The 25,221-nt window shown below is 71.8% G+C and carries 26 protein-coding genes; 17 read left to right on the top strand and 9 right to left on the bottom strand.

Translation table 11 applies throughout. The features are described 5' to 3' along the window. Positions 1-28 precede the first annotated feature (28 nt). The 3 genes from ispG (at position 29) to HT134_RS10895 (ending at position 3,900) form a co-directional block, all read left to right on the top strand. The gene (gene ispG, locus HT134_RS10905; RefSeq protein WP_175599991.1) at positions 29-1,195 is read left to right on the top strand and encodes a flavodoxin-dependent (E)-4-hydroxy-3-methylbut-2-enyl-diphosphate synthase; all 1,167 of its coding nucleotides are present in this window, start codon (positions 29-31) and stop codon (positions 1,193-1,195) included. 161 nt (positions 1,196-1,356) lie between these two features. Continuing rightward, complete coding sequence (locus HT134_RS10900; protein WP_175599990.1) at positions 1,357-3,021, top strand: alpha/beta hydrolase; 1,665 nt, start codon at positions 1,357-1,359, stop codon at positions 3,019-3,021. Between the two features lie 36 nt (positions 3,022-3,057). Then, positions 3,058-3,900 (top strand): GNAT family N-acetyltransferase, encoded by an 843-nt coding sequence (locus HT134_RS10895; RefSeq protein WP_175600292.1) that lies wholly within the window; start codon positions 3,058-3,060, stop codon positions 3,898-3,900. On the opposite strand, the gene HT134_RS10890 is transcribed toward HT134_RS10895, so the two are convergent. Both HT134_RS10890 and HT134_RS10885 read right to left on the bottom strand, forming a co-directional pair. After that, a complete protein-coding gene (locus HT134_RS10890) occupies positions 3,897-4,292 on the bottom strand; it encodes a DUF3037 domain-containing protein (protein ID WP_175599989.1) in 396 nt (131 codons plus the stop codon). The genes HT134_RS10895 and HT134_RS10890 overlap by 4 nt on opposite strands. Continuing rightward, complete coding sequence (locus HT134_RS10885; protein WP_175599988.1) at positions 4,289-5,098, bottom strand: HipA family kinase; 810 nt, start codon at positions 5,096-5,098, stop codon at positions 4,289-4,291. Before HT134_RS10885 ends, HT134_RS10890 begins: the two co-directional genes overlap by 4 nt. Before the next feature lie 203 nt (positions 5,099-5,301). On the opposite strand from HT134_RS10885, the gene HT134_RS10880 reads away from it, so the two are divergent. Further along, a complete protein-coding gene (locus HT134_RS10880) occupies positions 5,302-5,835 on the top strand; it encodes a TetR/AcrR family transcriptional regulator (protein WP_175599987.1) in 534 nt (177 codons plus the stop codon). 51 nt (positions 5,836-5,886) lie between these two features. Here HT134_RS10880 and HT134_RS10875 read toward each other — a convergent pair whose 3' ends face one another. Both HT134_RS10875 and HT134_RS10870 read right to left on the bottom strand, forming a co-directional pair. Then, complete coding sequence (locus HT134_RS10875) at positions 5,887-6,759, bottom strand: TIGR03619 family F420-dependent LLM class oxidoreductase (RefSeq protein WP_175599986.1); 873 nt, start codon at positions 6,757-6,759, stop codon at positions 5,887-5,889. Beyond that, on the bottom strand, positions 6,756-8,003 hold the full coding sequence (locus HT134_RS10870; protein ID WP_175599985.1) for an LLM class flavin-dependent oxidoreductase: 1,248 nt from the start codon (positions 8,001-8,003) through the stop codon (positions 6,756-6,758). The genes HT134_RS10875 and HT134_RS10870 overlap by 4 nt, the downstream gene beginning before the upstream one ends. A 94-nt stretch (positions 8,004-8,097) precedes the next feature. Between HT134_RS10870 and HT134_RS10865 the strand changes: the two genes are divergently transcribed. Beyond that, positions 8,098-8,931: an LLM class F420-dependent oxidoreductase gene (locus HT134_RS10865; protein ID WP_175599984.1), complete on the top strand. Its 834-nt coding sequence runs from the start codon at positions 8,098-8,100 to the stop codon at positions 8,929-8,931. Positions 8,932-9,126: 195 nt separating this feature from the next. Then, positions 9,127-11,235: a protein kinase domain-containing protein gene (locus HT134_RS10860; RefSeq protein ID WP_312888068.1), complete on the top strand. Its 2,109-nt coding sequence runs from the start codon at positions 9,127-9,129 to the stop codon at positions 11,233-11,235. A 59-nt stretch (positions 11,236-11,294) separates the two neighbouring features. Here the strand turns inward: HT134_RS10860 and HT134_RS10855 are convergent, their stop codons facing one another. Then, on the bottom strand, positions 11,295-12,530 hold the full coding sequence (locus HT134_RS10855; protein WP_246363638.1) for an MFS transporter: 1,236 nt from the start codon (positions 12,528-12,530) through the stop codon (positions 11,295-11,297). A 98-nt stretch (positions 12,531-12,628) separates the two neighbouring features. Between HT134_RS10855 and HT134_RS10850 the strand changes: the two genes are divergently transcribed. From HT134_RS10850 to HT134_RS10840, 3 genes are all read left to right on the top strand, one after another. Beyond that, positions 12,629-13,207, top strand: coding sequence for a TetR/AcrR family transcriptional regulator (locus tag HT134_RS10850; protein WP_175599982.1), 579 nt, complete (start codon positions 12,629-12,631; stop codon positions 13,205-13,207). A 469-nt stretch (positions 13,208-13,676) separates the two neighbouring features. After that, positions 13,677-14,528: an aminoglycoside 3-N-acetyltransferase gene (gene aac(3) / locus HT134_RS10845; RefSeq protein WP_175599981.1), complete on the top strand. Its 852-nt coding sequence runs from the start codon at positions 13,677-13,679 to the stop codon at positions 14,526-14,528. A gap of 112 nt (positions 14,529-14,640) precedes the next feature. Next, positions 14,641-15,552 carry an aminoglycoside phosphotransferase family protein gene (locus HT134_RS10840; protein ID WP_175600290.1) on the top strand — a complete coding sequence of 304 codons (912 nt, stop codon included), beginning with the start codon at positions 14,641-14,643 and terminating at the stop codon, positions 15,550-15,552. 282 nt (positions 15,553-15,834) lie between these two features. On the opposite strand, the gene HT134_RS10835 is transcribed toward HT134_RS10840, so the two are convergent. Beyond that, positions 15,835-16,836 carry an ArsR/SmtB family transcription factor gene (locus HT134_RS10835; protein WP_175599980.1) on the bottom strand — a complete coding sequence of 334 codons (1,002 nt, stop codon included), beginning with the start codon at positions 16,834-16,836 and terminating at the stop codon, positions 15,835-15,837. 201 nt (positions 16,837-17,037) lie between these two features. On the opposite strand from HT134_RS10835, the gene HT134_RS10830 reads away from it, so the two are divergent. The 3 genes from HT134_RS10830 to HT134_RS10825 all read left to right on the top strand — a co-directional run bounded on the left by HT134_RS10830 (position 17,038) and on the right by HT134_RS10825 (position 18,502). Beyond that, the gene (locus HT134_RS10830; protein WP_175599979.1) at positions 17,038-17,583 is read left to right on the top strand and encodes an RICIN domain-containing protein; all 546 of its coding nucleotides are present in this window, start codon (positions 17,038-17,040) and stop codon (positions 17,581-17,583) included. A 114-nt stretch (positions 17,584-17,697) separates the two neighbouring features. Beyond that, the gene (locus HT134_RS48050) at positions 17,698-18,051 is read left to right on the top strand and encodes a DUF6355 family natural product biosynthesis protein (RefSeq protein ID WP_376768080.1); all 354 of its coding nucleotides are present in this window, start codon (positions 17,698-17,700) and stop codon (positions 18,049-18,051) included. A gap of 118 nt (positions 18,052-18,169) precedes the next feature. Beyond that, positions 18,170-18,502 carry a hypothetical protein gene (locus HT134_RS10825; RefSeq protein ID WP_175599978.1) on the top strand — a complete coding sequence of 111 codons (333 nt, stop codon included), beginning with the start codon at positions 18,170-18,172 and terminating at the stop codon, positions 18,500-18,502. A gap of 236 nt (positions 18,503-18,738) precedes the next feature. Here the strand turns inward: HT134_RS10825 and HT134_RS10820 are convergent, their stop codons facing one another. Next, on the bottom strand, positions 18,739-19,170 hold the full coding sequence (locus HT134_RS10820) for a hypothetical protein (RefSeq protein ID WP_175599977.1): 432 nt from the start codon (positions 19,168-19,170) through the stop codon (positions 18,739-18,741). A 198-nt stretch (positions 19,171-19,368) separates the two neighbouring features. Between HT134_RS10820 and HT134_RS10815 the strand changes: the two genes are divergently transcribed. Then, positions 19,369-20,376 carry a substrate-binding domain-containing protein gene (locus tag HT134_RS10815; RefSeq protein WP_175599976.1) on the top strand — a complete coding sequence of 336 codons (1,008 nt, stop codon included), beginning with the start codon at positions 19,369-19,371 and terminating at the stop codon, positions 20,374-20,376. Between the two features lie 121 nt (positions 20,377-20,497). Here HT134_RS10815 and HT134_RS10810 read toward each other — a convergent pair whose 3' ends face one another. Then, on the bottom strand, positions 20,498-20,803 hold the full coding sequence (locus tag HT134_RS10810; RefSeq protein ID WP_175599975.1) for a hypothetical protein: 306 nt from the start codon (positions 20,801-20,803) through the stop codon (positions 20,498-20,500). A gap of 145 nt (positions 20,804-20,948) precedes the next feature. Between HT134_RS10810 and HT134_RS10805 the strand changes: the two genes are divergently transcribed. The 3 genes from HT134_RS10805 (at position 20,949) to HT134_RS48045 (ending at position 22,096) form a co-directional block, all read left to right on the top strand. Continuing rightward, positions 20,949-21,152, top strand: coding sequence for an Arc family DNA-binding protein (locus tag HT134_RS10805; protein ID WP_175599974.1), 204 nt, complete (start codon positions 20,949-20,951; stop codon positions 21,150-21,152). Then, the gene (locus HT134_RS10800; RefSeq protein WP_312888067.1) at positions 21,149-21,523 is read left to right on the top strand and encodes a type II toxin-antitoxin system death-on-curing family toxin; all 375 of its coding nucleotides are present in this window, start codon (positions 21,149-21,151) and stop codon (positions 21,521-21,523) included. Before HT134_RS10805 ends, HT134_RS10800 begins: the two co-directional genes overlap by 4 nt. 258 nt (positions 21,524-21,781) lie before the next feature. Then, positions 21,782-22,096: a DUF5615 family PIN-like protein gene (locus HT134_RS48045; protein WP_175600288.1), complete on the top strand. Its 315-nt coding sequence runs from the start codon at positions 21,782-21,784 to the stop codon at positions 22,094-22,096. A gap of 142 nt (positions 22,097-22,238) precedes the next feature. Here HT134_RS48045 and HT134_RS10790 read toward each other — a convergent pair whose 3' ends face one another. Continuing rightward, entirely contained in the window at positions 22,239-22,760 is a 522-nt protein-coding gene (locus HT134_RS10790; protein WP_175599973.1) for a TetR/AcrR family transcriptional regulator, read from the bottom strand. A gap of 97 nt (positions 22,761-22,857) precedes the next feature. On the opposite strand from HT134_RS10790, the gene HT134_RS10785 reads away from it, so the two are divergent. Beyond that, positions 22,858-25,110 (top strand): MMPL family transporter, encoded by a 2,253-nt coding sequence (locus HT134_RS10785; RefSeq protein ID WP_175599972.1) that lies wholly within the window; start codon positions 22,858-22,860, stop codon positions 25,108-25,110. Positions 25,111-25,221: the final 111 nt, after the last annotated feature.

Below are 25,221 nucleotides of genomic sequence, written 5' to 3'. Positions count from 1 at the left end.
GAATCGTCTTCGACACCTAAGGGTAGAAATGTCTTCTGTAGCACTCGGCATACCGACGGTCCGCCCCAAGCCGCTCGCCGAACGCCGCCACTCCCGCCAGATCAGGGTCGGCGACGTGCTCGTCGGGGGTGACGCGCCCGTCTCCGTGCAGTCGATGACCACCACGGTCACCGCCGACGTCAACTCCACCCTGCAGCAGATCGCCGAGCTGACGGCCGCCGGCTGCCAGATCGTCCGCGTGGCCGTGCCGTCCCAGGACGACGCCGACGCCCTGCCGATCATCGCCCGCAAGTCGAAGATCCCGGTGATCGCCGACATCCACTTCCAGCCCAAGTACGTCTTCGCCGCCATCGAGGCGGGCTGCGCGGCGGTGCGGGTCAACCCGGGCAACATCAAGAAGTTCGACGACAAGGTGGGCGAGATCGCCAAGGCGGCGGCCGACCACGGCGTGCCCATCCGCATCGGCGTCAACGCCGGCTCGCTCGACCCGCGGCTGCTCCAGAAGTACGGCAAGGCCACTCCGGAGGCGCTGGTGGAGTCGGCGCTGTGGGAGTGCTCGCTGTTCGAGGAGCACGGTTTCCGCGACATCAAGATCTCGGTCAAGCACAACGACCCCGTCGTCATGATCAACGCCTACCGGCTGCTGGCGGCCAGGTGCGACTACCCGCTGCACCTGGGCGTCACCGAGGCGGGCCCCGCCTTCCAGGGCACGATCAAGTCGGCCGTCGCGTTCGGCGCGCTGCTGGCCGAGGGCATCGGCGACACGATCCGCGTCTCGCTGTCGGCGCCGCCGGTCGAGGAGGTCAAGGTCGGCAACCAGATCCTGGAGTCGCTCGGGCTGCGCGAGCGCGGCCTGGAGATCGTCTCCTGCCCGTCGTGCGGGCGCGCCCAGGTCGACGTCTACACGCTGGCCGAGCAGGTGCAGGCCGGGCTTGAGGGGATGAAGGTGCCGCTGCGCGTCGCCGTCATGGGCTGCGTGGTCAACGGCCCCGGTGAGGCGCGCGAGGCCGACCTGGGGGTGGCCTCCGGCAACGGCAAGGGCCAGATCTTCGTCAAGGGCGAGGTCATCAAGACCGTGCCGGAGTCGCAGATCGTCGAGACGCTCATCGAGGAGGCGCTTCGCCTGGCCGAGGAGATGGGCGTGGAGGTCGATCTCGACGACGACGCCACGGGCCCGCAGGTCACCGTCGGCTGACCCGCCTCCCGGGCGGCGTGCGCGGGCGTCCGGTGCGCCCGCCGGAGCCGCCGCGGCCTGACCGGGCTTTCGTTACGGTACGCCATCGGCTCGTTACAGCATGGCAAGGGTTCGTCCATGCGGCGGTCCCGCCCGGCCGCGGCCCGGCAGCATCGTCAGCCATGAGACGGGTGAAGCGGTGCGTCCGGGTCGTGGCGGCGGTGGCGACGCTGGCCGGTGGAATGGTGAGCGCCGGTGGCTCCCCGGCGGCGGCCGGTGCTCCGGCGCCCGCGAGCGCGTCACCGGGCACGACCGCGGGCACGGCCGCGGGCGCGAGCGCCCGGTCGGGGATCGCGTGGGCGGCCTGTCCGGCGGGAGACCGGACCGCGGCCCCTGGGCAGGCCACCCCCTCGCGCGCCGCCCGGGTCGAGTGCGGCGCCGTCCGCGTCCCCGTCGACCACAGCGTGCCGCTCGGCCAGTCCCTCACGATCGCCGTCAACCGGATCCCGGCCACCGTCCCCCGCGACGGGGGCCGCTACCTCGGCACCATGCTGGTGAACCCCGGCGGCCCGGGCGGATCCGGGCGCAAGCTGGCCGAGTTCGTCGCCGGCGCCCTGCCCGCCGAGCTGGCCGGCCGCTACGACATCGTCGGGTTCGACCCGCGCGGCGTCGGCGGCAGCCGGCCGGCCATGCACTGCGTCGACCCCCGCACCTACTACGCCGCGCCCCGCCCCGACGCCGTGCCCGGTGACGCGGCCGAGGAGCAGGTCCTGCTCGGCCGGGCTCAGGAGTACGCGAACCGGTGCGCCGCCCTGTGGCCGTGGCTGCTGCCGCACATGACCACGGCCGACTCCGCCCGCGACATGGACCGCGTCCGCGCCGCGCTCGGCGAGGAGAAGATCACCTACCTCGGCTACTCGTACGGCACCTACCTCGGCGCCGTCTACGCCACGCTCTTCCCGCAGCGGGTGCGCCGCCTGGTGCTCGACAGCTCCGTCGACCCCGGCGCCGTCTGGTACCGGGCCAACCTCAACCAGGACGTCGCCTTCGACCGCCGGCACCGCGACTTCCTGGCCTGGGTGGCCCGGCACAACGACGTCTACCGGCTCGGCCGTACCGAGGAGCAGACCTCGTTCGCCTGGTACGCGATGCGCGCCCGGCTGCGCGAGCACCCGGCGGGCGGCGTGGTCGGGCCGAGCGAGCTCGACGACGTCTTCAGCGCCGGCGGCTACTCCGACCGGCTCTGGCCCCAGCTCGCCTCCCTCTGGTCCCGGTACGTGCGCCAGGGCGAGGTGAGCGGCCTGCTCGACGGCTACGACCGGCTCGGCGGCCACACCACCGAGGACGAGAACGGCTACGCCGTCTACCTGAGCGTCCAGTGCGCCGACGCGCCGTGGCCGCGCGACTGGGCCGCCTGGCACGCCGACATGGCCCCGTTGCACCTCAGCGCCCCGTTCCTCACCTGGCCGAACGCCTGGTACAACGCCCCCTGCGCGTTCTGGCCGCAGCCCGGCGGGAAGCCCGTGGACGTCCGCGGCGGCGCGGGGCTGCCGCCCATCCTGATGATCCAGTCGCGGGGTGACGCCGCCACCCCGTACCAGGGGGCGCTCAACCTGCTGCGCAGGCTCCCCACGGCGCGGATGGTCGTCGAGGGCGGCGGCAACCACGGCGTCGCCCTGAGCGGCAACGCGTGCGTCGACCGGCATCTGACCGCCTACCTGAGCGAGGGCAAGGTGCCGCGGCGGACCGCCGTCTGCCCGGCCATGCCGGAGCCCCGCGCGGTGGACCGGATGGCCGCCCCGCGCTCCCACGGACAGGAATCCCTCACCCGGGCGCTGTCAGGATGAGCTAATCGGTGGGCCTTCGCGTAGTCTGACCATGTGATGCTGCGTACATCGGCGTCGCGCGTGCTCGACGACAGCGACCGGGACGAGGCTCTGGCCTTGCTCGACAGCGACCCGGTCGCGAACGTCTTCGTCTCCTCCCGCGTGCGGACCGTCGGCCTCAACCAGGCCCGGCTCGGCGGGCAGATGTGGGGGTTCGGGCCGCGTGGCGGGCTCGTCTCGCTGTGCTATGCCGGCGCCAACCTGGTGCCGGTCAACGCCGGCCCGGAGGCCGTGCACGCTTTCGCCGACCGCGCGCGCAAGCAGGGACGGCGCTGCTCGTCCATCGTGGGCCCGGCCGACGCCGTCTCGCTGCTGTGGGAGCGGCTGGAGCCGCACTGGGGCCGGGCGCGGGCCATCCGGTGGGCGCAGCCGGTCATGGCCATCTCGCAGAAGTCGCCCGTGCCGCCGGACCCGCTGGTGCGCCGGGTGCGGCCGGAGGAGTTCGACATCCTCCTGCCGGCCTGCGTGGCGATGTTCACCGAGGAGGTCGGGGTGTCGCCCAACCTGGGCGACGGCGGCGCCCTCTACCGCACCCGGGTCTCGGAGCTGATCCGCATCGGCCGCTCGTACGCCCGCATCGAGGACGGGCGCGTGGTGTTCAAGGCCGAGATCGGCGCGGTGACGCCGTTCGCCTGCCAGGTGCAGGGCGTGTGGGTGGATCCGGAGCTGCGCGGCCAGGGCTTCGCCGTCTCCGGCATGGCCGCGGTCGTCGAGGCGGCGCTGGCCTGCTTCGCGCCGGTCGTCAGCCTGTACGTCAACGACTTCAACACCCCGGCCCGGGCCGTCTACCGCAAGGTCGGCTTCCACGAGGTGGACACGTTCATGTCCGTGCTCTTCTAGAGCCTCACCAGCTTGTCGAAGAGGCGGGCCAGCTCGGTGCCGGGGTCGGCGGTGAGCCCGGCGTGCACCGGGCCCGCCTGCACGATCGTGCTGCGCGGCGCCGTGAGCCAGCGGAACCTGCCGCCCAGCGACTCGCCGGTCAGCGGCCCCGCCTCCTCGCCGCAGGCCAGCTCGTACGCGCCGAGGGCCCGCCCGACGGCGTCGAGGTCGGCGTCGGGGTCGAGGGCGCGCAGCCGTACGGCGTCGAGGTGGACCCGCGCGCACAGGTAGCCGCGCGGCTGGCAGTACAGGAGCACGCCCGCGTTGATCAGCTCGCCGCGCTCGACCCGGGGCACGACCCGGATCACCGCGTACTCGTAGACGTCCCTCACCAGGGGCTCCGTGGTGGTCATCGGCCGCCTCCCCGCCAGAACTCGCCGACCGACCCCGGACCGGGCCGGCGCGCGGGCGGCGGCTCGTGGGTGAGCCAGGCGCGGGGTCCGTGCGCGCGGCTCAGCAGGTGCTCGACGTAGGCGTCGCGGACGTCCTGCGCGGAGGCGAAGCCCGGCTCGCCGTCGAGCCACTCGTCGGGCACCAGCGCCGTGACCGTGCGCAGCAGGTCGGGCGTGATGCGCGCGGCCAGCTCGGCGCCGGCCGCCTCGACGGCGGTGGCGAACGGGGCCAGCACGTGGTCTCCCGCGTCGAACGGGCGCTGCGGGTCGGCGGTGCGCCAGTTGTGGTGGAACCACAGCGCCGCGCCGTGGTCGATCAGCCAGATGTCGCCGTGCCAGAGCAGCAGGTTGGGGTTGCGCCAGCTCCGGTCGATGTTGTGGATCAGCCCGTCGAACCAGACGACCCTGGAGGCGAACGCGGGGTCGGGCGTCCAGGCGAGCGGGTCGAAGCCGAGCGCCCCGGGCAGGAAGTCGATCGCGAGGTTGCGGCCGGAGCTGGCCTTGAGCAGGTCCTGGACCTCCTCGTCCGGCTCGCGGACGCCGAGCTGCGGGTCGAGGTCGATGAGCTTGAGGTCGGGCGTGCGCAGGCCGAGCCGCCGGGCCAGCTCCGCGCAGATGATCTCGGCGACGAGGACCCGCCGGCCCTGGCCGGCCTCGCGGAACTTCACCACGTACGTGCCCAGGTCGTCGGCCTCGACGACCCCCGGCAGCGATCCGCCCTCCCGCAGCGGCGTCACGTAACGCGTGGCCGCGATGGATTCCAGCACGCCACGAGGGTATCGGACCAGGGGCGCCGTACCGATCTCCGCGTCCCCCGCCGATCGTCACGCCGGGACCGGGCGGCCTTTTGCGTACCCGGACGCGTTCGGGCGAGGCGTCGATACCTCCGTACGGTTGCGTGTGGCGGGGACTGTACGCGACCGTACGGAAGCGCCCCTCGCGGGCGCCGGGACCGGGGAGAGGAGCGGGGATGACGCGGTTGACCGCGGACGACTGGGCGGCGGCGGCGCTGGCGGCGCTCGCGGAGGGCGGGCTGTCCGCCGTGGCGGTCGAGCCGGTCGCGCAGCGGCTCGGCGTGTCGAAGGGCAGCTTCTACTGGCACTTCGCCAACCGCCGCGCCCTGGTCGAGGCCGCACTGAGGCGCTGGGAGGCCGACACCGAGCGGGTCATCTCCGGGCTGGAGCGGATCCCCGAGCCCGCTGAGCGGATGCGGGCCCTGCTGGAGCGGGCCTTCGGCGACCCCCGCGACGCGGCCGTCTCCTTCCGGCTGATCAGCGAGGCCGACGACCCGCTGGTGGGGGAGGTGGCGCGGCGGGTGAGCAGCCGCCGCCTGGCGTACATGGAGGAGATCCTGCGGCAGGCGGGCCGCCCGGCCGAGGAGGCGCGCGGGCTGGCGGTGTCGGCGTACGGCAAGTACCTCGGGCTGGCCGCTCTGGTGCGCGTCGGCGCGCTCGACGAGCCGCCCGCCTCGGTGGACTCGGCGACGGCCGAACTCGGCCTGTGACGCCGGGCCGTGACGGCCCGGCGCGCCCCGCCGGTGCTCACGGATGCCGGGCTACAGCTTGGCGATGACCTCCTCGGCGAAGCGCTCCATCGTGGCGATCTTGAGTTCCAGGGTGCCCTCGCCGTGCCGGGCCTTCTCCTCGGGCGTGGCGAGCCACCACGGCGCCGCCATCGTCCCCGTGACGCCCTTGGCGGCGAAGCGGCGGTAGGTCGCGGCGTCCGGCGCGACGGCCAGCGGCGCGACGATCTCGAAGCCGTCGTCGTCGCGCCCGTGCTCGCGCAGCGACGCCCGCAGATCAGCCAGGACGCTCTCGAACTGCTCCTCGGTGTAGACGCGGTTGCCGATCCAGCCGTCGCCGAGCCGGGCGGCGCGGCGCAGCGCGGCCTCGCTGTCCCCGCCGACGATCACCGGGACCGGCCGGTCCGGCACGGGCGCGATCGACAGCTCGGGCAGGCCGTCCACCGTCACGGCCCGGCCGGTCCACAGCTCGCGCAGCACCGGGATCATCGCGTCGAGCCGGCGGCCCCGCGTGTGGAAGTCCTGCCCCGTGGCCAGGAACTCCTCCTTGCACCAGCCGACGCCCACCCCGAAGCTCACCCGGCCGCCGGACAGCACCGCCGCCGTCGAGACCTGCTTGGCCACGGTGAACAGGTCGCGGGCCGGGGCGATGTAGACGTTCGGCGCGAAGCGCAGCGTGCTGGTCACGGCGGCCATCGCGCCGATCGTCACCCACACGTCCGGCCAGTGCGTGTCCGCGTCCCAGCGCGGCCGGCCCGAGCGTGAGTAGGGGTACGGCGAGGCGAAGTCGGCGTAGAACAGGTGGTCCGACAGCGTCAGCGTGTCGAACCCGCACCGCTCGGCCGCCCGCGCCAGCTCCAGGTACTGGCCGGTGTCCGAGAACGAGGCCCCCAGCCAGAACCTCACTGGAACTCCGGGATGACCTTGGTGGCGAACAGCTCCAGGTTGCGCTTGACCGTGTCGAGCGGCAGCACGCCCTGCTGGCCCTGCATGTACAGGCCGAACCACTCCAGGTCCGGCATCCGGTCCAGCATCCGCTGGATGCCGCGCTTGACGTCGTCCGGGGTGCCGAACAGCGCCATCTCGACGTCGTTCATCCGCTTGGCGTCGCCCTTCTCCGGCGAGATGGGCTTGTGCTTCTCGTCCTCCTTCTTGCGCAGCACCTCCAGGTAGCCGAACGGGCCGAAGAAGGCGGCGAAGTCCTTGGGGATGCTGCGGCCGAAGGTGTTGATGGCCTCCTCGGTCGTGTCGGCGATGCCCACGATCTTGAGGATGCCGGTGTGCTCGCCGAGCTTGTACTCGCGGCCCTGCCGGGCCGACTCCTCCTGGTAGAGCTTGGCCTTGGCGGCGTGGTCGTCGGGGTTGGGGGTGAACATCCACGGCAGGATGTCCTCCTGCGCCGCCCTGATGACCGAGCGGTCGGAGATGGTGAACGGCTGCCACAGCTCCGGGTAGGGGTTCTGGTACGGACGCGGGCAGACCGAGACGGCCCGCACCCTGCCCTCGTCGTCGAGCTCGCCGGGCGCGCCGAAGGTCCGGGTCCAGTCCTGGGCGGGCCAGCCCTCGATCCCCTCGTACGGGTAGGGCACCTCGTACTCCAGCACGTCCGACTTGTAGCGGAGGGTCTCCTGCGTCCACGCCATCTTCATGATCTTCAGCACCTCGCCGAAGACGTCGAAGTTGCGCGTGTCGGAGGCCGAGCCGTCGGAGCGCGCCGCCGCCGCGTGCCAGCGCTGCCCGAGCACGTTCATCCACCGGTTCTGGTAGCCGCGCGCCACGCCCAGCCGCAGCCGGCCCTTGCAGAACTGGTCGAGCAGGGCCACGTCCTCGGCCGCCCTGATCGGGTCCCAGGCGGGCAGCACCATGCCGAGCGGCGCGAGCAGGATCCGCTCGGTCCGGGCCGCCAGGTCGGTGAGGAACATGAGCGGGTTGACCGAGAACTCCATGCCCTCCGAGTGGAAGTGGTGCTCGGTCATCATCAGCGCGTCGAAGCCGATCCGGTCGGCGTGGACGGCGATCTCCCGCACCTCGTGCAGCAGCCGCTGGTACGACTCCGTGTCGCGCCCGATGGGGCGCTTGGCCTTGGCGTTCTCCTCAGCCGCGTATCCGGAGCCTGGAATCTGCGGATTCAGGAAGATGGAAAACTTCACCGGGAGACCTCTTTCCACGGGGCGCTTCTCTGAGCGGCAAGCTACTCTAGAAATCTTAGCCGAGCAATCGCTTGGTTGATGTCAGGGAGGGCGCATGCTGCTCGGGGTCACGATGTTCGCCACCGACCGGGCCATGCCGGTCCACGAGCTCGCCCGGGCGGCGGAGGAGCGCGGCTTCGCCTCCCTCTACCTGCCCGAGCACACCCACATCCCGGTCTCCCGCCGCACGCCGCCGCCCAACGGCGAGGCCGAGCTGCCGGAGCCGTACCGGCGCACCCTCGACCCGCTGGTCGCGCTGTCGTACGCCGCCGCCGTCACCGAGCGGCTGCGCGTCGGCACCGGCATCCTGCTCGCCGCCCAGCGCGACCCGGTCGTCACCGCCAAGGCCGTCGCCACCCTCGACCACCTGTCGGGCGGGCGGGTCGTGCTCGGCGTCGGCTTCGGCTGGAACGTCGAGGAGATGGCCGACCACGGCGTCCCGTACGGGGCACGGCGCGAGATGGCGCGCGAGCACGTGCTGGCCATGCGGGCGCTCTGGCGTGACGAGGTGGCCTCCTACGACGGCCGGTTCGCGCGTTTCGCGCCCTCCTGGTCCTGGCCCAAACCGGTCTCCGGGCCGCCCGTCCACATCGGCGGCGCGGCGGGGCCGAAGATGTTCGCCCACGTCGCCGAGTACGCCGACGGGTGGATGCCCATCGGCGGCAAGGGGATCAAGGCGGCCCTGCCGGCGCTGCGTGAGGCGTGCGAGAAGGCCGGGCGGCCGATGGCCCGGGTGATCCCGTTCGGCACGCTGCCGACCCGCGAGAAGCTCGCCTACTACGCGGAGCTCGGGATCGAGGAGACGGTGGCGAGCCTGCCGAGCGGACCGGCCGACGTGGTGCTGCCCGTCCTGGACGAGTACGCGAAGCTCATCCAGCGGCCCGTCTGACAGCCGGGCTTACCCCGGCGGGGAGCATCGTGCCGCCCCGGGGTGCCAAGGATGTCACCACTTCGCGAAATGTCCGGCGGTTTTCTGACCTTGAGTGTCACGGTCCGGTGGCGATGCGGGCGGGACCGTTGACTGTCCGGCGTCGTTTGCCTTCAGTGGAAGGTGATGTGGGGTGGCGGCGAGGGGAGGCGCCCCGTGCCAACGGCGCAGCCGCTCAGGACGGGGGACCCGCGGCGGCTCGGCACGTACGAGCTCACCGGGCGCCTGGGCGAGGGCGGACAGGGCGTGGTGTTCCTCGGTTCGAGGGGCGAGGAGACCTACGCGGTCAAGCTGCTGCACGGACCCGTCGGGGACGAGCGGGCGGCGTTCCTGCGGGAGGTGGAGCTGGCCAAGCACGTGGCCAGGTTCTGCACCGCGCAGGTGATCGAGGCCGGGTTCGACGAGGGCCGGCCGTACATCGTGAGCGAGTACGTCGACGGGCCGTCGCTGCAACGGCACGTCGTGCTCACCGGGCCGCGCGGCGGCGCCGCGCTGGAACGCCTCGCGGTCAGCACCGCGACGGCGCTCGCGGCGATCCACCGGGCCGGCATCGTCCACCGCGACTTCAAGCCGCAGAACGTGCTGCTCGGCGTGGACGGGCCGCGCGTCATCGACTTCGGCCTGGCCAGGGCGCTCGACGCGGCCGCCACGGTCAGCGGCAGGGGAGTGGGCACCCCCGCGTACATGGCGCCCGAGCAGATCACCGCCTCGGCGGTCACCGGGGCCGCGGACGTGTTCTCCTGGGGCGCCACGATGTGCTTCGCGGCCAACGCGGTCGCGCCGTTCGGCCAGGACTCCGTGGCGCCGGTGCTGCACCGCATCCTCACCGCGCCGCCCGAGCTGGGCCGGCTGGACGGACGGCTGCGGGAGATCGTGGCGGCGTGCCTGGACAAGGACGCCCGCAACCGGCCGAGCAGCCGGGAGCTGCTGCTGGAGCTGCTGGGCGACGCGGAGGGCGTGCCGGCGGAGGTGCTGCGCTCGCCTCCGCCCCACATCCTGCGCACCCCGCCGGCGCCGGACCCGGCCGTCCCGGGCGAGGAGGGCGCGGCGTTGCCGTCGTCCCACGTGGCGTACGCGCTGGCGGGGCCCTCCCCGCTCGCGCAGCCCGAGGCGACCGGCGCCCCGTACGGCTACGTCCTGCCCGAGGCGACCGGCGCCCCGCACGACCAGGTCCTGCCCGGGGGCGCCTCCTTCCGCGCCGGGCGTCCCCCCGAGGGCGGCCCGTGGCCGAGCGGCGCCGTCCCTCCCGCGACGTACGGCTCCCCTCTCGGCACCGGCCCCGTACCGGGTGACACCGAGCAGACCCGGCGCGTCGGGCAGGCGTTCAACCGGGCCGGCCTCGCCGTCTCCGCCGCCCTCCTGGTGAGCGCCGCGGTGCTGGTCACGGTCGTGGTGCCGGCGTTCCGGCACGCCGGCCCGGACCCGGTCGCGGCCCGTCCCACCGTCATCACCACCGCCCGCGCCGGCACGATGCCCGACACGGGACACGCCACCCCCCACCGGGAACGGCACAGCACCGGGGCGCGGCAGCCCGCCGGCGACCCCGCCACGGCGCCGGCCGCCGACCCTCCGGCCCGGGTCCCCGCGGGCATCCAGGTCCCGTCGCTGACCGGTCTCGACCGCGGGGCGGCGGTCAAGGCGCTCCAGCGCGCCGGTCTGGTGCCCGGCGCGGTGACCCAGGTGGACTCCCCGCGCGAGGTCGGCCAGGTGCTCGGCACGCAGCCCCAGGCCGGGGCGGCCGTGCCCAAGGGGACATCGGTCGCGCTGCGGGTCTCGGCCGGGCTGGTCGTGCCCGCCGTCACCGGCCTGCGCCGCGGCGCCGCCGAGAGCGCCCTGACCGGCGCCGGGCTCGCGCCTGGCGCGGTCACCACGTCCTGCTCCGCCCGCCCGGACGGTCAGGTCCTGTCGTCCAGTCCGCAGGCGGGCACGCGGGTGGCCGGCGGCGGCAAGGTGGCGCTCGTGGTGTCCAAGCACGGGACGAAGATGCCGGGCGTGCTCGGCCGTACGGGGGAGGGCGCGAGCGGCACGCTGCGTACCGCCGGGTTCACGGTGACGCAGGACACGCGGCTGGTGACCGACGAGGCGCGCGCCGGCACGGTCCTCGCGCAGAGCGTCGCGGCCGGCACCTGCGCGAAGCCCGGCACGGGCGTGGTGCTCACGGTCGGCGTCCTGGCGCAGAGCGACCCCGACCCCACGGAACCCTCCGAACCCCCGGCCACGGAGAGCCCGGCCCCGACCTCCACCGCCACCGACCGACCCGCCTGAGAGCCCGCGCCCGGCTCACCTGAGGCTCGCGCCCGGCTCACCTGAGGCTCGCGCCCGGCTCACGTGAGGCTCGCGTTCCGGCGCGCGCTCCACACCGCCAGCGCGGCCATGAGGAAGAGCACGCCGGCCAGCCACAGGACGGCCTGGAGCGGCAGCGTGTCGACGATCGCGCCGCCCGCCAGCGCGCCGAGACCGATCGAGAGGTTGAACACCGCCACCCACAGGGCGGACGCCTCCTCGACGGCCCGGGGCGCGGCCTTGATCATCCACGTCTGGAGGCTCGTGGAGACCCCGCCGTACACCAGGCCCCAGACGACGAGCAGCGCCACCCCGCCCGCGCCGGTGAGCCCCGCCACGGGATAGGCCAGCACGGTCACCGCCAGGGCGACGGTGATGGCGAGGACCGTCCGGTGCAGCCGCTTCGCGACCGCGGCGCCCGCGACGAAGTTCCCCGCGATGCCGGCCACGCCGAATCCGAACAGCAGCGGCCCGACGAGCTGCTCGTCGATGCCGGACAGATCCCGCAGCACCGGGCCGATGAACGTGTAGGCCGAGAAATGGCCGGTCACGATCAGGAAGGTCGCCACGATGCCGACCAGGACGCCCCGGTCGCGGAGCCGGCCGGCCAACCGCCCCAGGCTGACGGGCCGGTCGGCGGCCAGCGGCGGCAGCACCGCCAGCAGGGCGGCCAGCACGACGAGCGCGAGGGCGCCCAGCGCGCCGAACGCGATCCGCCAGCTCGCCAGCCCGCCGATCACCGTGCCGACGGGGACGCCGAAGACGTTCGCGGCGCCGACGCCGCCGAAGATGATCGCGGTGGCGCGCGGCACGTGCGTGGCCGGGACGAGCCGGACCGCCAGGCCGCCGGCGACCGCCCAGAAGCCGCCGATCGCCACTCCGACCAGCACGCGGGCGGCGATCAGCAGCGGATAGCTCGGCGCCAGGGCGGAGGCCGCGTTGGCGAGCGTCATGAGCCCCATCAAGGCGACGAGCAGGAGCCTGCGGTCCAACCTGCCGACGAGCACCGGCACGACCGGCGCGGCCACGGCGGCGACGACGCTGGGGACCGTGACCATCAGCCCAGCCGCGCCCTCGGAGACCGACAGAGCCGATCCGACCGGAGCGAGCAGCCCGATGGGCAACTGCTCGGCCGTCACCAGGAGGAACGTGCCGAAGGCCACAGCGGACACCGCGAGCCACCGGCTCCTCGCCGGCGCGGCGGGCTGGGGCGGCGGCGCGGCGGGCTGGGGCGGCGGCGCGGCGGGCTGGGCCGGCATGGATGGGGTCGCCGTCATGTCGGAGGTCTCCTCTCTTATTTGGGAGCGATCGCTCCCGTATAACGGCACACCCTAATACGGGAGCGATCGCTCCACAACTCTGCTAGAGTGGCGCCATGGCACGACCTCGGGAGTTCGACGAGCAGGACGTGGTGGCCAGGGCGACCCGGCTGTTCTGGCGTCGCGGGTACAACGCCACGTCCGTCCGCGACCTGGGCGCCGAGCTCAGTCTCAAGCAGAGCAGCCTCTACCGCACCTTCACCGACAAGCGCACCCTGTTCCTGCGTGCGCTCGACCACTACCGGGCGACCGACTCCACGCAGGCCGAGGAGCAGCTCAACGCCCCGGGCCCCAGCCTCGACATCCTGCGCGCGTGGCTGATCTGGATGGTCAGCCACGACGCCGGTCTCGGCTGCTTCGTGGTCAACACGGCCGCCGAACTCGGCACCACCGACCCCGAGGTCCAGGAGCGGACCGAGGCGGCGTTCGAGGTCACCCGGGCGACCCTGGCGTCACTGCTGCGCCGCGGCGTCCGCGACGGCGACCTGCCCGCCGCGCTCGACGTCGACGCCGCGGTGGAGTCGCTGTTCACGACGGTGCTCGGACTGCGCGTGCGTGAACGCGCCGGGCACGACCCCCGGAGGCTCGCCACGGCGATCGACTTCGCGATCGGAGCGCTCGCGACCTCACCGTGAACGCGCCCGGGACGCCCGGAGAGCCCGGAACGACAAAACGACCTCGCGGGGCCGCAAAACCAGGCTGGAGGTGACCGGCCTGGGTCCCGCCCAGGGCTCAGCTCATCAAAAACCAGGTCACAGCCCCCTCGGCCGGGGCAGTCTCGGGACAGCCGGGGTGTTGTGGCGGAGGAGGGCGGGGGAGGTACCAGGACCCGCCAGAGATATCAAACGGAGAACACCATGTCTATCCTGAAGTACCTGGGCCTGCCCTACGTGCCGGTGTTCGATCCTCATCGCTCACCAGAGGACGACAGCTCTGGCGCGTCACTCGCGCGCCGCCGGCTCCGCAACCGTCACTGAGCTCGCACCCGACCCGGAAAGAGGCTCGGCGGGGAACCCCCTCGCCGGGCTTCCCGCTGCGGGCCCCAGGTGCGCGGGCGCGGAAACCCGCTGTCCACGAGGTCCGCGCCGCCGATATCTTCCGATCATGGACGAGCTGGCGCTGCTCAAGCACTCCGACGGCCCGGTGACCCGCGACCGGATCGCCCGCGACCTCACCGCTCTCGGCCTCGCCGAGGGGGACGTCGTCATGTTCCACACCCGCATGTCGGCCATCGGGTACGTGTCCGGCGGCACGCGAACCGTCATCGACGCCCTGCTCGACGTCGTGGGGGAGCGCGGCACCCTCATGGTCACCTGCGGCTGGAACGACGCCCCGCCGTACGACTTCACCGGCTGGCCCCGGCCGTGGCGGGAGGCCCTGCGCGAGGGGCATCCCGCGTACGACCCGGAGCTGAGCGAGGCCGACCACGCCAACGGCCGCCTGCCGGAGGCGCTGCGCCGCCGGCCCGGCGCGGTCCGCAGCCGGCATCCGGACGCGAGCTTCGCCGCCCTCGGCGCGTCGGCCGCCGAGCTGATGGCCGACCACCCGTGGGACGACCCGCACGGCCCCGGCAGCCCGCTGGCCAGGCTGGTCGCCGCCGGGGGCCGGGTGCTGCTGCTGGGCGCCCCGCTGGACACGCTCACCCTGCTGCACCACGCCGAGGCGCTGGCCGACGCGCCGGGCAAGCGGTTCGTGGAGTACGAGCAGCCGATCCTCGTGGACGGTGAGCGGGTCTGGCGCCGCTTCCGCGACATCGACTCGGAGGACGGGGCCTTCGACTACTCCTCCGTGGTGCCCGAGGGCCGCTGGCCGTTCGCCGTCATCGCCGAGGAGATGATCGCCGCGGGGATGGTGCGGCGTGGCCTGGTGGGCGCGGCGGACAGTCACCTGTTCGAGGCCGGGGACGTGGTGCGCTTCGGCGTCGCCTGGATGGAGGAGAAGCTGGGGAGGTCCTGACGGCGCATGCGCGGACGTCGCTCCTTCGGGCGTCCTGATCGACCTGACCGTCATGCGAACGAAAACGGGTTGCGGTCGCGGATCGGGGCGCGGGACGCTCACCGGCGTGAAGATGCACGCCGGCCAGCTGACGCTGACGCCCGACACGGTGCGGGCGCTGGTGGAGGAGCAGTTCCCGCAGTGGCGCGGGCTGCCCGTCAGGAAGGTCGCCTCCCAGGGAACGGTCAACGCCATCTTCCGCATCGGCGACGACCTGGCGGCTCGCCTCCCGCTGCAGCCCGGCGACGCCGAGTCGATCCGGCGCGTGCTGAGGACCGAGGCCGAGGCGGCCCGGGAACTGGCCGGCCGCACCCGGTTCCCGACGCCCGAGCCGGTGGCGCTCGGCGAACCCGGGGCGGACTACCCGCTTCCGTGGTCGGTGCAGACGTGGCTGCCCGGTGTCGTGGCCTCCGACGAGGACCCGGGGGAGTCGGCCGGATTCGCCCACGATCTCGCCGATCTCATCGGCGACCTGCGCGCGATCGGCACGCGCGGCCGGACCTTCTCCGGCGACGGCCGAGGGGGCGACCTGCGTACCCACGACGCGTGGGTGGAGACCTGTCTCAGGCACAGCGAGGAGCTGCGGGAGGCCGGCCGGCTGCCCCTGGACGTGGACCGGCTTCGCGACCTGTGGGCGAAGATGCGGAACCTGCCCCGCGACCCGGCGGGGGACGTGATGACCCACGGCGATCTGATCCCCGGCAACGTGCTGGTGTCGGACGGCCGGCTGAGCGGGATCCTCGACGTCGGCGGCTTCGGGCCCGCCGACCCCGCCCTCGACCTGGTGAGCGCGTGGCACCTGCTGGAGACCGGGCCGCGGCAGGTGCTCAGGGAACGGCTCGGCTGCGACGACGTGGAATGGGAACGGGGCAAGGCGTGGGCGTTCCAGCAGGCGATGGGGCTGGTCTGGTACTACCTCGACAGCAATCCGGCGATGAGCCGCCTGGGCCGGCGCACCTTGGAACGCATCCTGGCCGAGGCGTAGCGGCTCGTTGTCGACCGGATGTGCCATGACGTGGTGATCCCGGCGACCTCGTCCCGGGTGGGGCCAGACGCGGGTCATCGCTTGGATCGAGCCAACGGATGATCAAGCTAGAGGCTTGGTGGGCGCATGTGAAGATGGCCGCATGACCGGGACGATCCGTGGGGGAAGATCCGCGTTACGCAGAGCCGCGTACTGGGGTGCCGCGCGGTATCTCACCGGAAACCGCTGCACGAGGCGCTGCTCGGTCAACCGAGGGCGTGTGGGAACGTGCTGGATGCGGCGTCAGGCGGCCGGGCGGGGTGTGTCGTGCCGGTCGAGGAGGGCTCGACCGGCGTGGGTGGAGTGATGCAGGACACTGCTGTGATGCCGGCGTGTGGTGATCAGGCCGGCCTCGCGCAGCACGGCGGTGTGCTGGCTGATGGCCGCCGAGGAGACGTCCAGGCGCCTGGCCAGGGCGCCGGTGGTGTTCACGCCGTCGGCGATGGCGGTGAGCACCGACGCGCGGGTACGCCCGAGGAGGTTGGCCAGCGCCCGCGTCGTCGGGCCGCCCGTCCAGATGCTCGCGGCGTGGTCGACGCCGAGCGCGGCAGGATAGATCAGGATGCAGTCGGCGGGGTTGCCCGGTTCGTACATCACCGCGGGGAAGCGCAGGAAGAACGACGACACCAGGAGCAGCCCCCGCCCATTGAGGGGAAAATCAGCGTCGAACTGGCTGCTGTCGACATGGAGGATCGGCGGCGACCACCGGATGCTCGGGTGCAGGCTGGACAGCAGGCCGTCAACGCCGCGGTCGAGCAGGACCGTGCCGCGCTGGGCGCGCTCGGCGTCGAGATGGGCGCGAATACCCCGCCAATGCGGCCCGACAGCGCCACGATGGTACGCCTCCACCGTGGACAGCACCTCCCGCCGGGCGGTGAGGGTGTCGACGATCCCGGCCAGCGCGGCCGGCACCCGGCCGTGGTGGCCGGCGTAGAAATCCAGCTCCGCCCGGACAGCCTTCCTGGGGCTGGCCAGGAAAGTCTCGGCGTTCTCGGCCAGGTCGCGGCCCCGCCCGGCGAGCAGGGCCATGTCAAAGCTCGGCGGTCGCGCGGGGGTGATGGCGGCCAGGACGGCGAACCGCGAGTCGATGCCGCCGCGCACCCGGCGGCGCCACGCACCGAACATCGTCTCCTCCGCCCGCCCGCGCAGCGCGTACAGGCTGAACAGGGTCTCGGCCATGGGACCTAACGTCGGCGCCACCCGCACCCGCGCCAGGTCGTCGGCCGTGAAGTGAATTCTGTGCATCCGCCCCCCCACATACGCGTCGCAATCGCCTTAACGGAATGCCGCCGAGCGGTCACACAAGGCCCTGAGCGGCACGGTTAAGCCAGAACTTACAAGCCTCGCGGCACGCGATTTCTTCCTGCGACAGTGAGCAGACCGACTTTCCGAAGAAGGGACGGCACCGCCTGATGCCGGCCCACGGGATGAAAGGGTTCACTGAGCATGCGTGACCGAATTCGCACCACGCTGATGAGCCTGGCTGTCATGGCAACTGCAGCCGCCGGCACCGGACTGGCGCCGACGCCGACAAGTGCCGCGGTCGCCGCGCCGGTCACCCTGACACCGGCGGCCCAGGCAACATTGGCCGACTCCGGCTTCACCATGGAGCCGGCGAACGTCGGAGCCCAGGCGGCGGGCTACGTAAGGAACAAGGCCACGAACCGATGCCTGGAGCAGGGGTTCGGTGGCGCGGTGGGGCACGTTTTCACGAGTCCGTGCAACTACGGTCCCGCCCAGACCTGGACTTGGGTCGGTGGGGGAAATTACAGATCCCTGGTGAACTCGTGGAGCCAGGAGTGTCTCGACGGAACCTCAGCCACCGGCAGCGTCTACACGCTCGCCTGCAATGGCGGCGATTACCAGAAATGGAGGCTGTTCGACACCGGTCACATCATCCAATGGGAGTCGGATCAAGCCCTCGACAGCAACTGGGAGGGCTCGGTCTACCTTTCCCCGATCAACCAGGGCGACTACCAGAAGTGGTACTGAGCTCTCCTCGATCCGAGTGGAAAGGATCTTCTCGTACTCGGAGGCAGCTGGTGCCTCTGGTGCTTCAGAGAAATCGGCACGGCGCTCAGGCGCCTGTCCTTGCGTGAGGGATGAATGACTCTTCTCAAGGCCGCGACCAGATTCGCCGTAGCGGCGGCGGCAGTGGCGAGCGTCGCTTTTATGGCGCCGGCCGCTCAAGCGTCGTCCGCCGCCGGCGGAACGATCGCCACATATGTCGACCGCGAAGGCGGAGCAGGTACCGCTGAGGCTCCGATAGGGAGACAATGTGGCGCCTACCGAGACGCCACTCATCTCTGGTACAAGCATTGCGGGGACACTTACATCGTGGTCGAGATCGACAAGATCAACAGGTCGAACACGTTCACGTGCGTGGGTCCACGAGCAGACGTGGTCCTGGATTCACTTCTGTTCTCCGACAATGCATGGTATGCCGGGCAGCTGTGCTAGCCGAGCTCTCCTGAGAAAGCGTCCGGCTGCTTGCTCTCTGGAGTGGCGCTCTCGTCGGTCCTCGAAACTCTCCGGCGCATCATCTGTGCCTGGTGTCATCAACCTGGAAGGAGCGCGTATGTCGCTCGCACGTTGGGTTCGCCTGGCCCGCGGCGGAATGGTCGCCGCCATGGCGGCACTGGTGCTCGGTGCGTTCACGGCCATGCCCGGGACGGCCGTCGCGAGCACTCCCCGAGCGATGGACGCCCCGTCCGCGTCACCCGACACCTGGGTGCGCTGTGACGAGTGTGTCTACTACCGCAGTTACTACGATGACCTGCGATATGTAGCCGGGGATCGGTGTTCGGTCGACGGGCAGAACGGTCTCAGGAGCGCTTACTGGCGCAAGTTCGAGTGCCGGTACACCAACAACTACTACGGCGCCGACCTCTTCGTCCTGTGGAATGCATAGAAGGTCCGGCGGGTCGTTCGAGCGACGCCCTGGGCCAGGATTCGCGCCGTCGGACACGATGTTCATGCCCTTCCTCGCGCTCCGCGAGGAAGGGCATGTCATGTGCGCGGGGCTGTCGCAAAGGTCGAATTCGTCTTTTGTGTATCGCGTTTCACGCTCCGGTTCGTCGCCATTTCTCCCGGGCTGCGGTCCGTCCCCGGTCGATCGAGGACGGGACGGCACCAAGCATCGCCTGATCACTCCTCCGGCAGGTCCGTCGTGTGCACCACGGCCCACTGCAACGCTCCCAGCACCGCCCAGCCGCGTACCCGCGCCGCGGCGTCCGGTTCCGGGCCGACCGGTCGGGCGAACAGTTCGTCGCGGAAGGTCCTGATGGCTTCGCCGGGTGAGCCGGGTGGTGCGTCGTCGGCCCCGCCGACGTCCTCCATGACCAGGCGTAGCACGGTGCGGTGCCGGACGGTGAAGGCGACCAGCGCGTCCAGGAACGCCCCGCGGTCGGGGAACTCGGCGCCCAGCAGCGCGATGACGTCGTCGGCGCAGGGGGCGAGCAGTTCGGCCGCCAGCCGGTCCTTGGGTGGAAGTGGTAGGCGACGGCGGTCTTGGTCGGGCCGACGGCCGCCGCGGTGTCGGCCAGCGACGGGCCGTATGAGCCGGATGGGCCGGCGCACCTTGGAACGCGTCCTGGCCGACTCGTAGCCGCCGGAGGCCGTAGCCGTTCGACCGTTTTGCCGAGTCCTTGTCCTGACATAAACACTTTCGGGAGAAAACGGCCCTAATGCTGGCACAGATAGGGGCACACTCACGAATGTCATGATGCGATTCGCCGAACATCGTTCGAGCATCACCATCATCCGGGAACCAGGGGCATGCGTCGCACCACACGAGCCGCTCGGCTCACGGCCTTCGTGGTCGCCGCGGCGGCGACCCTGGCGGCCGCGGCCTGCGGCCCTGTCGCCTCTCGGGAGGCCGGGGAGCCCGAGATCAAGATCGGGCTGATCACCAAGACGGAGGCGAACCCGTACTTCGTGGCGATGAGACAGAGCGCGCAGGCCATGGCCGCGGCCCGGAGCGCGACACTGATGACCGCGGCCGGCAGGTTCACCGGTGACAACGCGTCCCAGGCCACCGCGATCGAGAACATGGTGAAGGCGGGCGTCAAGGGCATTCTGATCACCCCGAACGACGCCACGGCGATCGTCCCGTCGATCAGGAAGGCCAGGGCCGCGGGGGTGCTCGTCATCGCGCTCGACACGCCCACCAAGCCGCAGAACGCCACGGACGCCCTGTTGGGCACGGACAATTTCAAGGCCGGTCAGCTGATCGGCATGTACGCCAAGGACGTGATGGGCGACAGGCCGGCCAGGGTTGCCATGCTGGATGCGGCGCCGGTAAGTTCCACCAGCCGGCTCCGGCACGCCGGCTTCCTGAAAGGCTTCGGCCTTGCCGAGGGCGACCCGTCGATCGTGTGCTCCACCTACAGCTACGGCGACCAGACCCTGGGCCGGATCGTCATGCGGGACTGCCTGCGCGCAGTTCCTGACCTCAATGTGGTGTACACGGTCAACGAGCCCACCGCCTTCGGCGCCCACGCCGCCCTCAAGGCCGCAGGCGTGGAGAAGCACGTGCTCGTCGTGTCGGTCGACGGCGGTTGCGCCGGCGTCCGGGCCGTGGAGGTCGGTCAGATCGCGGCCACTTCGCAGCAGTCTCCGCTGAAGATGGCGGAGATGGGCGTCCAAGCCGTCGTCGAGTACGCGGAGTCGGGCGTGAAGGCGTCCGGTTTCACCGACACCGGCGTCAAGCTCATCACCAACAAGCCCGTCGCCGGCCTCGCCTCCAAGAACACCTCCTTCGGCCGTCAGTTCTGTTGGGACTGACTTCTCCCAGGCCAGGCCGCGAGTGGAGGTGGATCGTCCGCGATCAGACCACGGACCGTGCTACCGGGGCCATGGCCTCCCGTCTCGTGAGCGCATCCTGGCCGACGGGTGGCGGCTCGTCTCAGAGGAGGCGATCGAAGGTACCTCTGGGTGAGGCGTCGAACGCCTCGTCACCCCGCCAGCGTGTCAGCACGTCCGCCACCTCCTCCGGCGCCGCTGAGAAGAACTCGTGCGATCGCCTGGCGTATCCGTGGGGGTGGCCGAGAAGATTGTTCAGCACGTTGTTGACCGCGACGTCCCGCGCGTCGGCGTCGTCCACGTGCGGCCATGACGTGGGGATCGCGGCGACCTCGTCGCGCGTGAGGCCCATGAGGGTGTCGAACTCCCAGTCCTCGAAGACGGGCCGTGGACGGCGGCGTCCCGGCACTCCTGGATGATCCGCAGATCCCGCGCGGACATCGCTTCGATCGAGCCGACCTCTTCCACTCGTCGGCAAAGGGTACTGGCACGGGTTGGGAGTGTCCGCGATATATCACCGGAACGTGGTACCAAAAAGTGGTACCGTCGCCGGCATGGCTGAGACACGGCTTCGGCTGCCGGATGAGACGTACGAGCAGATCAAGAAGATCGCCGGTGATGACGGGCAGAGCGTCAACTCGGCGATGGTGGCGGCGATCGACGACTACATCGCCCGTCGGCGGCGTGAACGCTACCGGGCGATCGGGCGGAAGGTCGCCGAGCGCGACCGGGAACTCCTCGAGAGGCTCGCGCGGTGACCGGCTACCCGATCACCGAGGACCTTTTCGCTCTGGCCGAGGAGGTGCTGCCCGAGGTCTGTCTCCGCGACGGCGGCCAGATGCACGGCGCGGTGCTGCGCCCGCAGACGACCGTGTTCGGCGACGACGCCTATCCGGATCTGTGGGAGAAGGCGGCGGCCCTGATGCAGAGCATCCTGATCGGGCACCCGCTGGTGGACGGCAACAAGCGGCTCGCCTGGACGGCCGCCGTCGCCTTCCTGGAGGACAACGGGGAGATCCTGGAGTACCGGGACGTGGATGAAGCCGAAAGGCTGATCATCGCGGTGACGACGGGAGAGTTGGAGGACATTCCGGAGCTGGCGGGACGGCTTCGCCACTTGGGTGAGTGAGCGCGATGATGCCTGCCGAAATGTGCAGTTGAGGCGAGGAATGCGGTGGATCGGTGAATTTCGGATGCCGACGAGGTCCTGTGGCGCGGACGCAAGCAAACGCAGAGGTTCGACAAGCGCTTACCCGCCCGATGAGGTGCGCATGCTGGTTATGACCGGCGGCCGCTGGCGTGACGCGGGATCCAGATCGAGCCGTGGGCAGGAACCGCCCTCGCGCTTGCCGGTAGACGGCAGCTGACTCGCTGATATGAATCAGACCTGGCCACCCTCGAAGAGGAGGGGAGAACACATGATTTTCGATCGCTTGTCGACGAGAACCTCTCACAAAGGGTCGCCGAGCTGCTGACGAAGGCCGGCCATGACGCCGTCCATGTTCGCGACCTCCAGGCGACGAGTGCACCTGACACCATGGTCATGTCCCTTGCTGTGGCAGAGCAGCGGGTCATCGTCTCGGCGGACACGGACTTCGGCTTCCTCTCCGCTGAATTCCTCGAATCCGTTCGAGGCGCCTTCTTGCTGACCTGGTCCGGGACCGGGGGCGTGGGGGCCGGTAGGCCCCCACTGGGGGCGTAGCCCCCGGTAAGGCGTCCGAGCGGAGCGAGGGCCGTGCCCTTGGCGGGGGTCGAAGGGGGCGGGAGCCCCCTGGGAGGCGCTGCCCGAGCGCCCCTCGCGCGGAGCGCGTCCCTCTGTGAGGACCTTGCCTTCGAACGAACAGTCAGATCGCCTGGGCGGCGTGCAGCAGGACGTCTCGGACCTGGTCCTCCGGCAGGTCCGTCGTGTGCACCACGGCCCACTGCAACGCTCCCAGCACCGCCCAGCCGCGCACCCGCGCCGCGGCGTCCGGTTCCGGGCCGACCAGTCGGGCGAACAGTTCGTCGCGGAAGGTCCTGATGGCTTCGCCGGGTGAGCCGGGCGGGGCGTCGTCGGCCCCGCCGACGTCCTCCATGACCAGGCGTAGCACGGTGCGGTGCCGGACGGTGAAGGCGACCAGCGCGTCCAGGAACGCCGCGCGGTCGGGGAACTCGGCGCCCAGCAGCGCGATGACGTCGTCGGCGCAGGGGGCGAGCAGTTCGGCCGCCAGCCGGTCCTTGGGGTGGAAGTGGTAGGCGACGGCGGTCTTGGTCAGGCCGACGGCCGCCGCGATGTCGGCCAGGGACGTCTGCGCGTAGCCGCGCTCGGCGAACAGGCGGCGGGCGGCGGCGAGGATCCTGCTGCGGGTGTCGTCGGCTGTGGTCATCGTCTCATTTCCGTACTCGCCTCAGCCTTCGGGGATATATCGATCTATGGTAGCCCTGTACGACCGTACAGGACGGCCGTCGAGGAGGGGGCCTGCGATGACGCGGTTCTTGGGGCGGCTGGGCGGCTGGTGCGCCCGGCACGGGATGGTGGTACTGACCTTATGGGTGGTCGCGGCGGCCGGCCTGATGGGCGCCAGCCTCGTGCTCGGCAGCCCTGTCAGCAACGACGCGACGATCCCCGGCACGGACGCGCAGCGCGCTCACGACCTGATGCGCTCCGGCTTCGGCCCCGGTTACGAGACGGGCGGCACCGTGCAGCTCGTCCTCTACGCGCCTCAGGGGCAGCTCATCGACAAGCCCCGCAAGGAGGCCGTCGAACGGGCGATCGCCGACATCCGCGCGGTCCCGCACGTCAAGCAGGTCGACACGCCGTTCCGCCGCGGCGGCATCGCCTCCAACCTGCAGATCGGCCTCATCACCGTCCGGATGGAGGGTCACGACCCCGCCAAGCCCGCCGAGGCCGCCCAGGCCGTCTCGCGGGCCGCGCAGCCGGCCCGGGCGGCCGGCCTGGAGGTCGTCGCCGCCGACAGCTCCACCCCGGCCGACAAGGAGATCAAGACCGGGCCGAGCGAGATCATCGGCGTGCTGTGCGCGCTGCTGGTGCTCGTCCTCGCGTTCGGCACGCTGACGGCGGCGCTGGTGCCGATCTTCACCGCGCTGGTCAGCGTGGCCGCCGGGCTGGGCGTCATCGGCCTGCTCGGCCACGTCGCGGACGTGCCGAAGCAGGCCGGCATCATGGCCACGATGATCGGGCTCGGCGTGGGCATCGACTACGCGCTGTTCCTGCTGTCGCGGCACCGCAAGCTGCTGGCCGACGGCGTGCCCGTCCAGGAGTCGGTGCGCCGTACGGTGGCGAGCTCGGGCGGGGCTGTGGTGTTCGCGGGCGGCACGGTCATCGTCGCGCTGAGCGCCCTCGTGCTCGGCGGGTTCCCGCTGCTGCGCACGCTGGGCCTGGTCACCGGCGTCTCGGTGGTCACCGCCGTGCTCACCTCGATCACGCTGGTCCCGGCCCTGCTCGGGCTGCTCGGCCACCGCGTGAACGCGCTCAGGCTGCCCTTCCTCGGCCGGCGCCGCGGCGGCGACTCCTCCGGCTGGGCCGGGCTCGGCGCGTGGGTGGCCCGCCGCCCGTGGCGGGTGCTGATCGGCAGTGTCGTCGTGCTGGCGGCGATCACCGCGCCCGCGCTGGCGCTCAAGCTCGGGCCGCTCGACGACGGGTACGCCGCGCAGGGCTCCGAGCCGCGCCGCGCGTACGAGCTGATGGCCTCCGGCTTCGGCCCCGGCGTCAACGGGCCGCTGCTGGTCGTCGCCGAGCTCGACGAGAAGGCGGCCGACGCCAAGGCGCCCGTGGTGAAGCGGCTCAGCGACGCCGTCGAGAACGTGGACGGTGTCGCGCACGTCGCCCCCGCCAAGGTCGGCGACACGGGCCGGACGGTGCTGATCCAGGCGATCCCCGAGTACGCGCCCAGCGACAGCCGCTCCGCCGACGTCGTGCACGACGTGCGGGCCCTGTCGGTCCCCGGCGCCACGCTGCACGTCGGCGGCAAGGTCGCCGCGCTGACCGACGCCGGCGACCGCATGGCCGAGCGGACCCCGCTGGTCATCGGCGTGGTCGTGCTGCTCAGCGCCCTCCTCCTGCTGCTGGCCTTCCGCGCCCCGGTCGTCGCGCTGAAGGCCGCGGTCATGAACCTCATCTCGCTCGGCGCCGCCTTCGGCACGCTCGCGATGGTCTTCTCCGTCGGGCTCGGCAGCCGGCTCGTCGGCATGGACCCGCCGCTGGAGTCGTCCTCGCTCCAGACGTTCTTCTTCACGGTGCCGATCGAGAGCTACGTGCCGCTCATGCTGTTCGCGGTGCTGTTCGGGCTGTCGATGGACTATGAGGTGTTCCTGCTGACGGCCGTACGGCAGGCGTACCTGCGGCACCGGGACAACTCCCGCGCGGTCGCCGAGGGGCTGGGCTCGACCGGCCGGGTGATCACCTTGGCGGCGCTCATCATGGTGTCGGTGTTCGTGGCGTTCATCGCCTATCCGGACCCCATGGTCAAGACGTTCGGGGTGGGCCTGGCGGCGGCCATCGCGGTGGACGCCACGATCATCCGGGGCTTCCTCGTGCCGGCGACGATGGTGCTGCTCGGCCGGGCGAACTGGTGGTGCCCGCGCTGGCTGGACCGGCTGCTGCCCAACCTGTCGGTCGAAGGGCACGAGGAGGACGACCACGACGTCCGTCCCGGCGGCGGCGCCGGCCAGGAGCAGCGCGACGACCTGCCCGAGCCCGTGGGCGCCCGCGGCTGACCCGGCCTCGCCCCGCACAGGACCGCACGGGACCGCGCGAAACCGGACGGGACCGCACGGGACCGCACGGGAAGGGCCCCGCACCGCCCAGGCGGTGCGGGGCCCTTCGTC

This window comes from Nonomuraea rhodomycinica, from assembly GCF_013363995.1.
Taxonomy (GTDB): Bacteria; Actinomycetota; Actinomycetes; order Streptosporangiales; family Streptosporangiaceae; genus Nonomuraea; species Nonomuraea rhodomycinica.
This window is presented reverse-complemented; position numbering and strand designations above follow the sequence as displayed.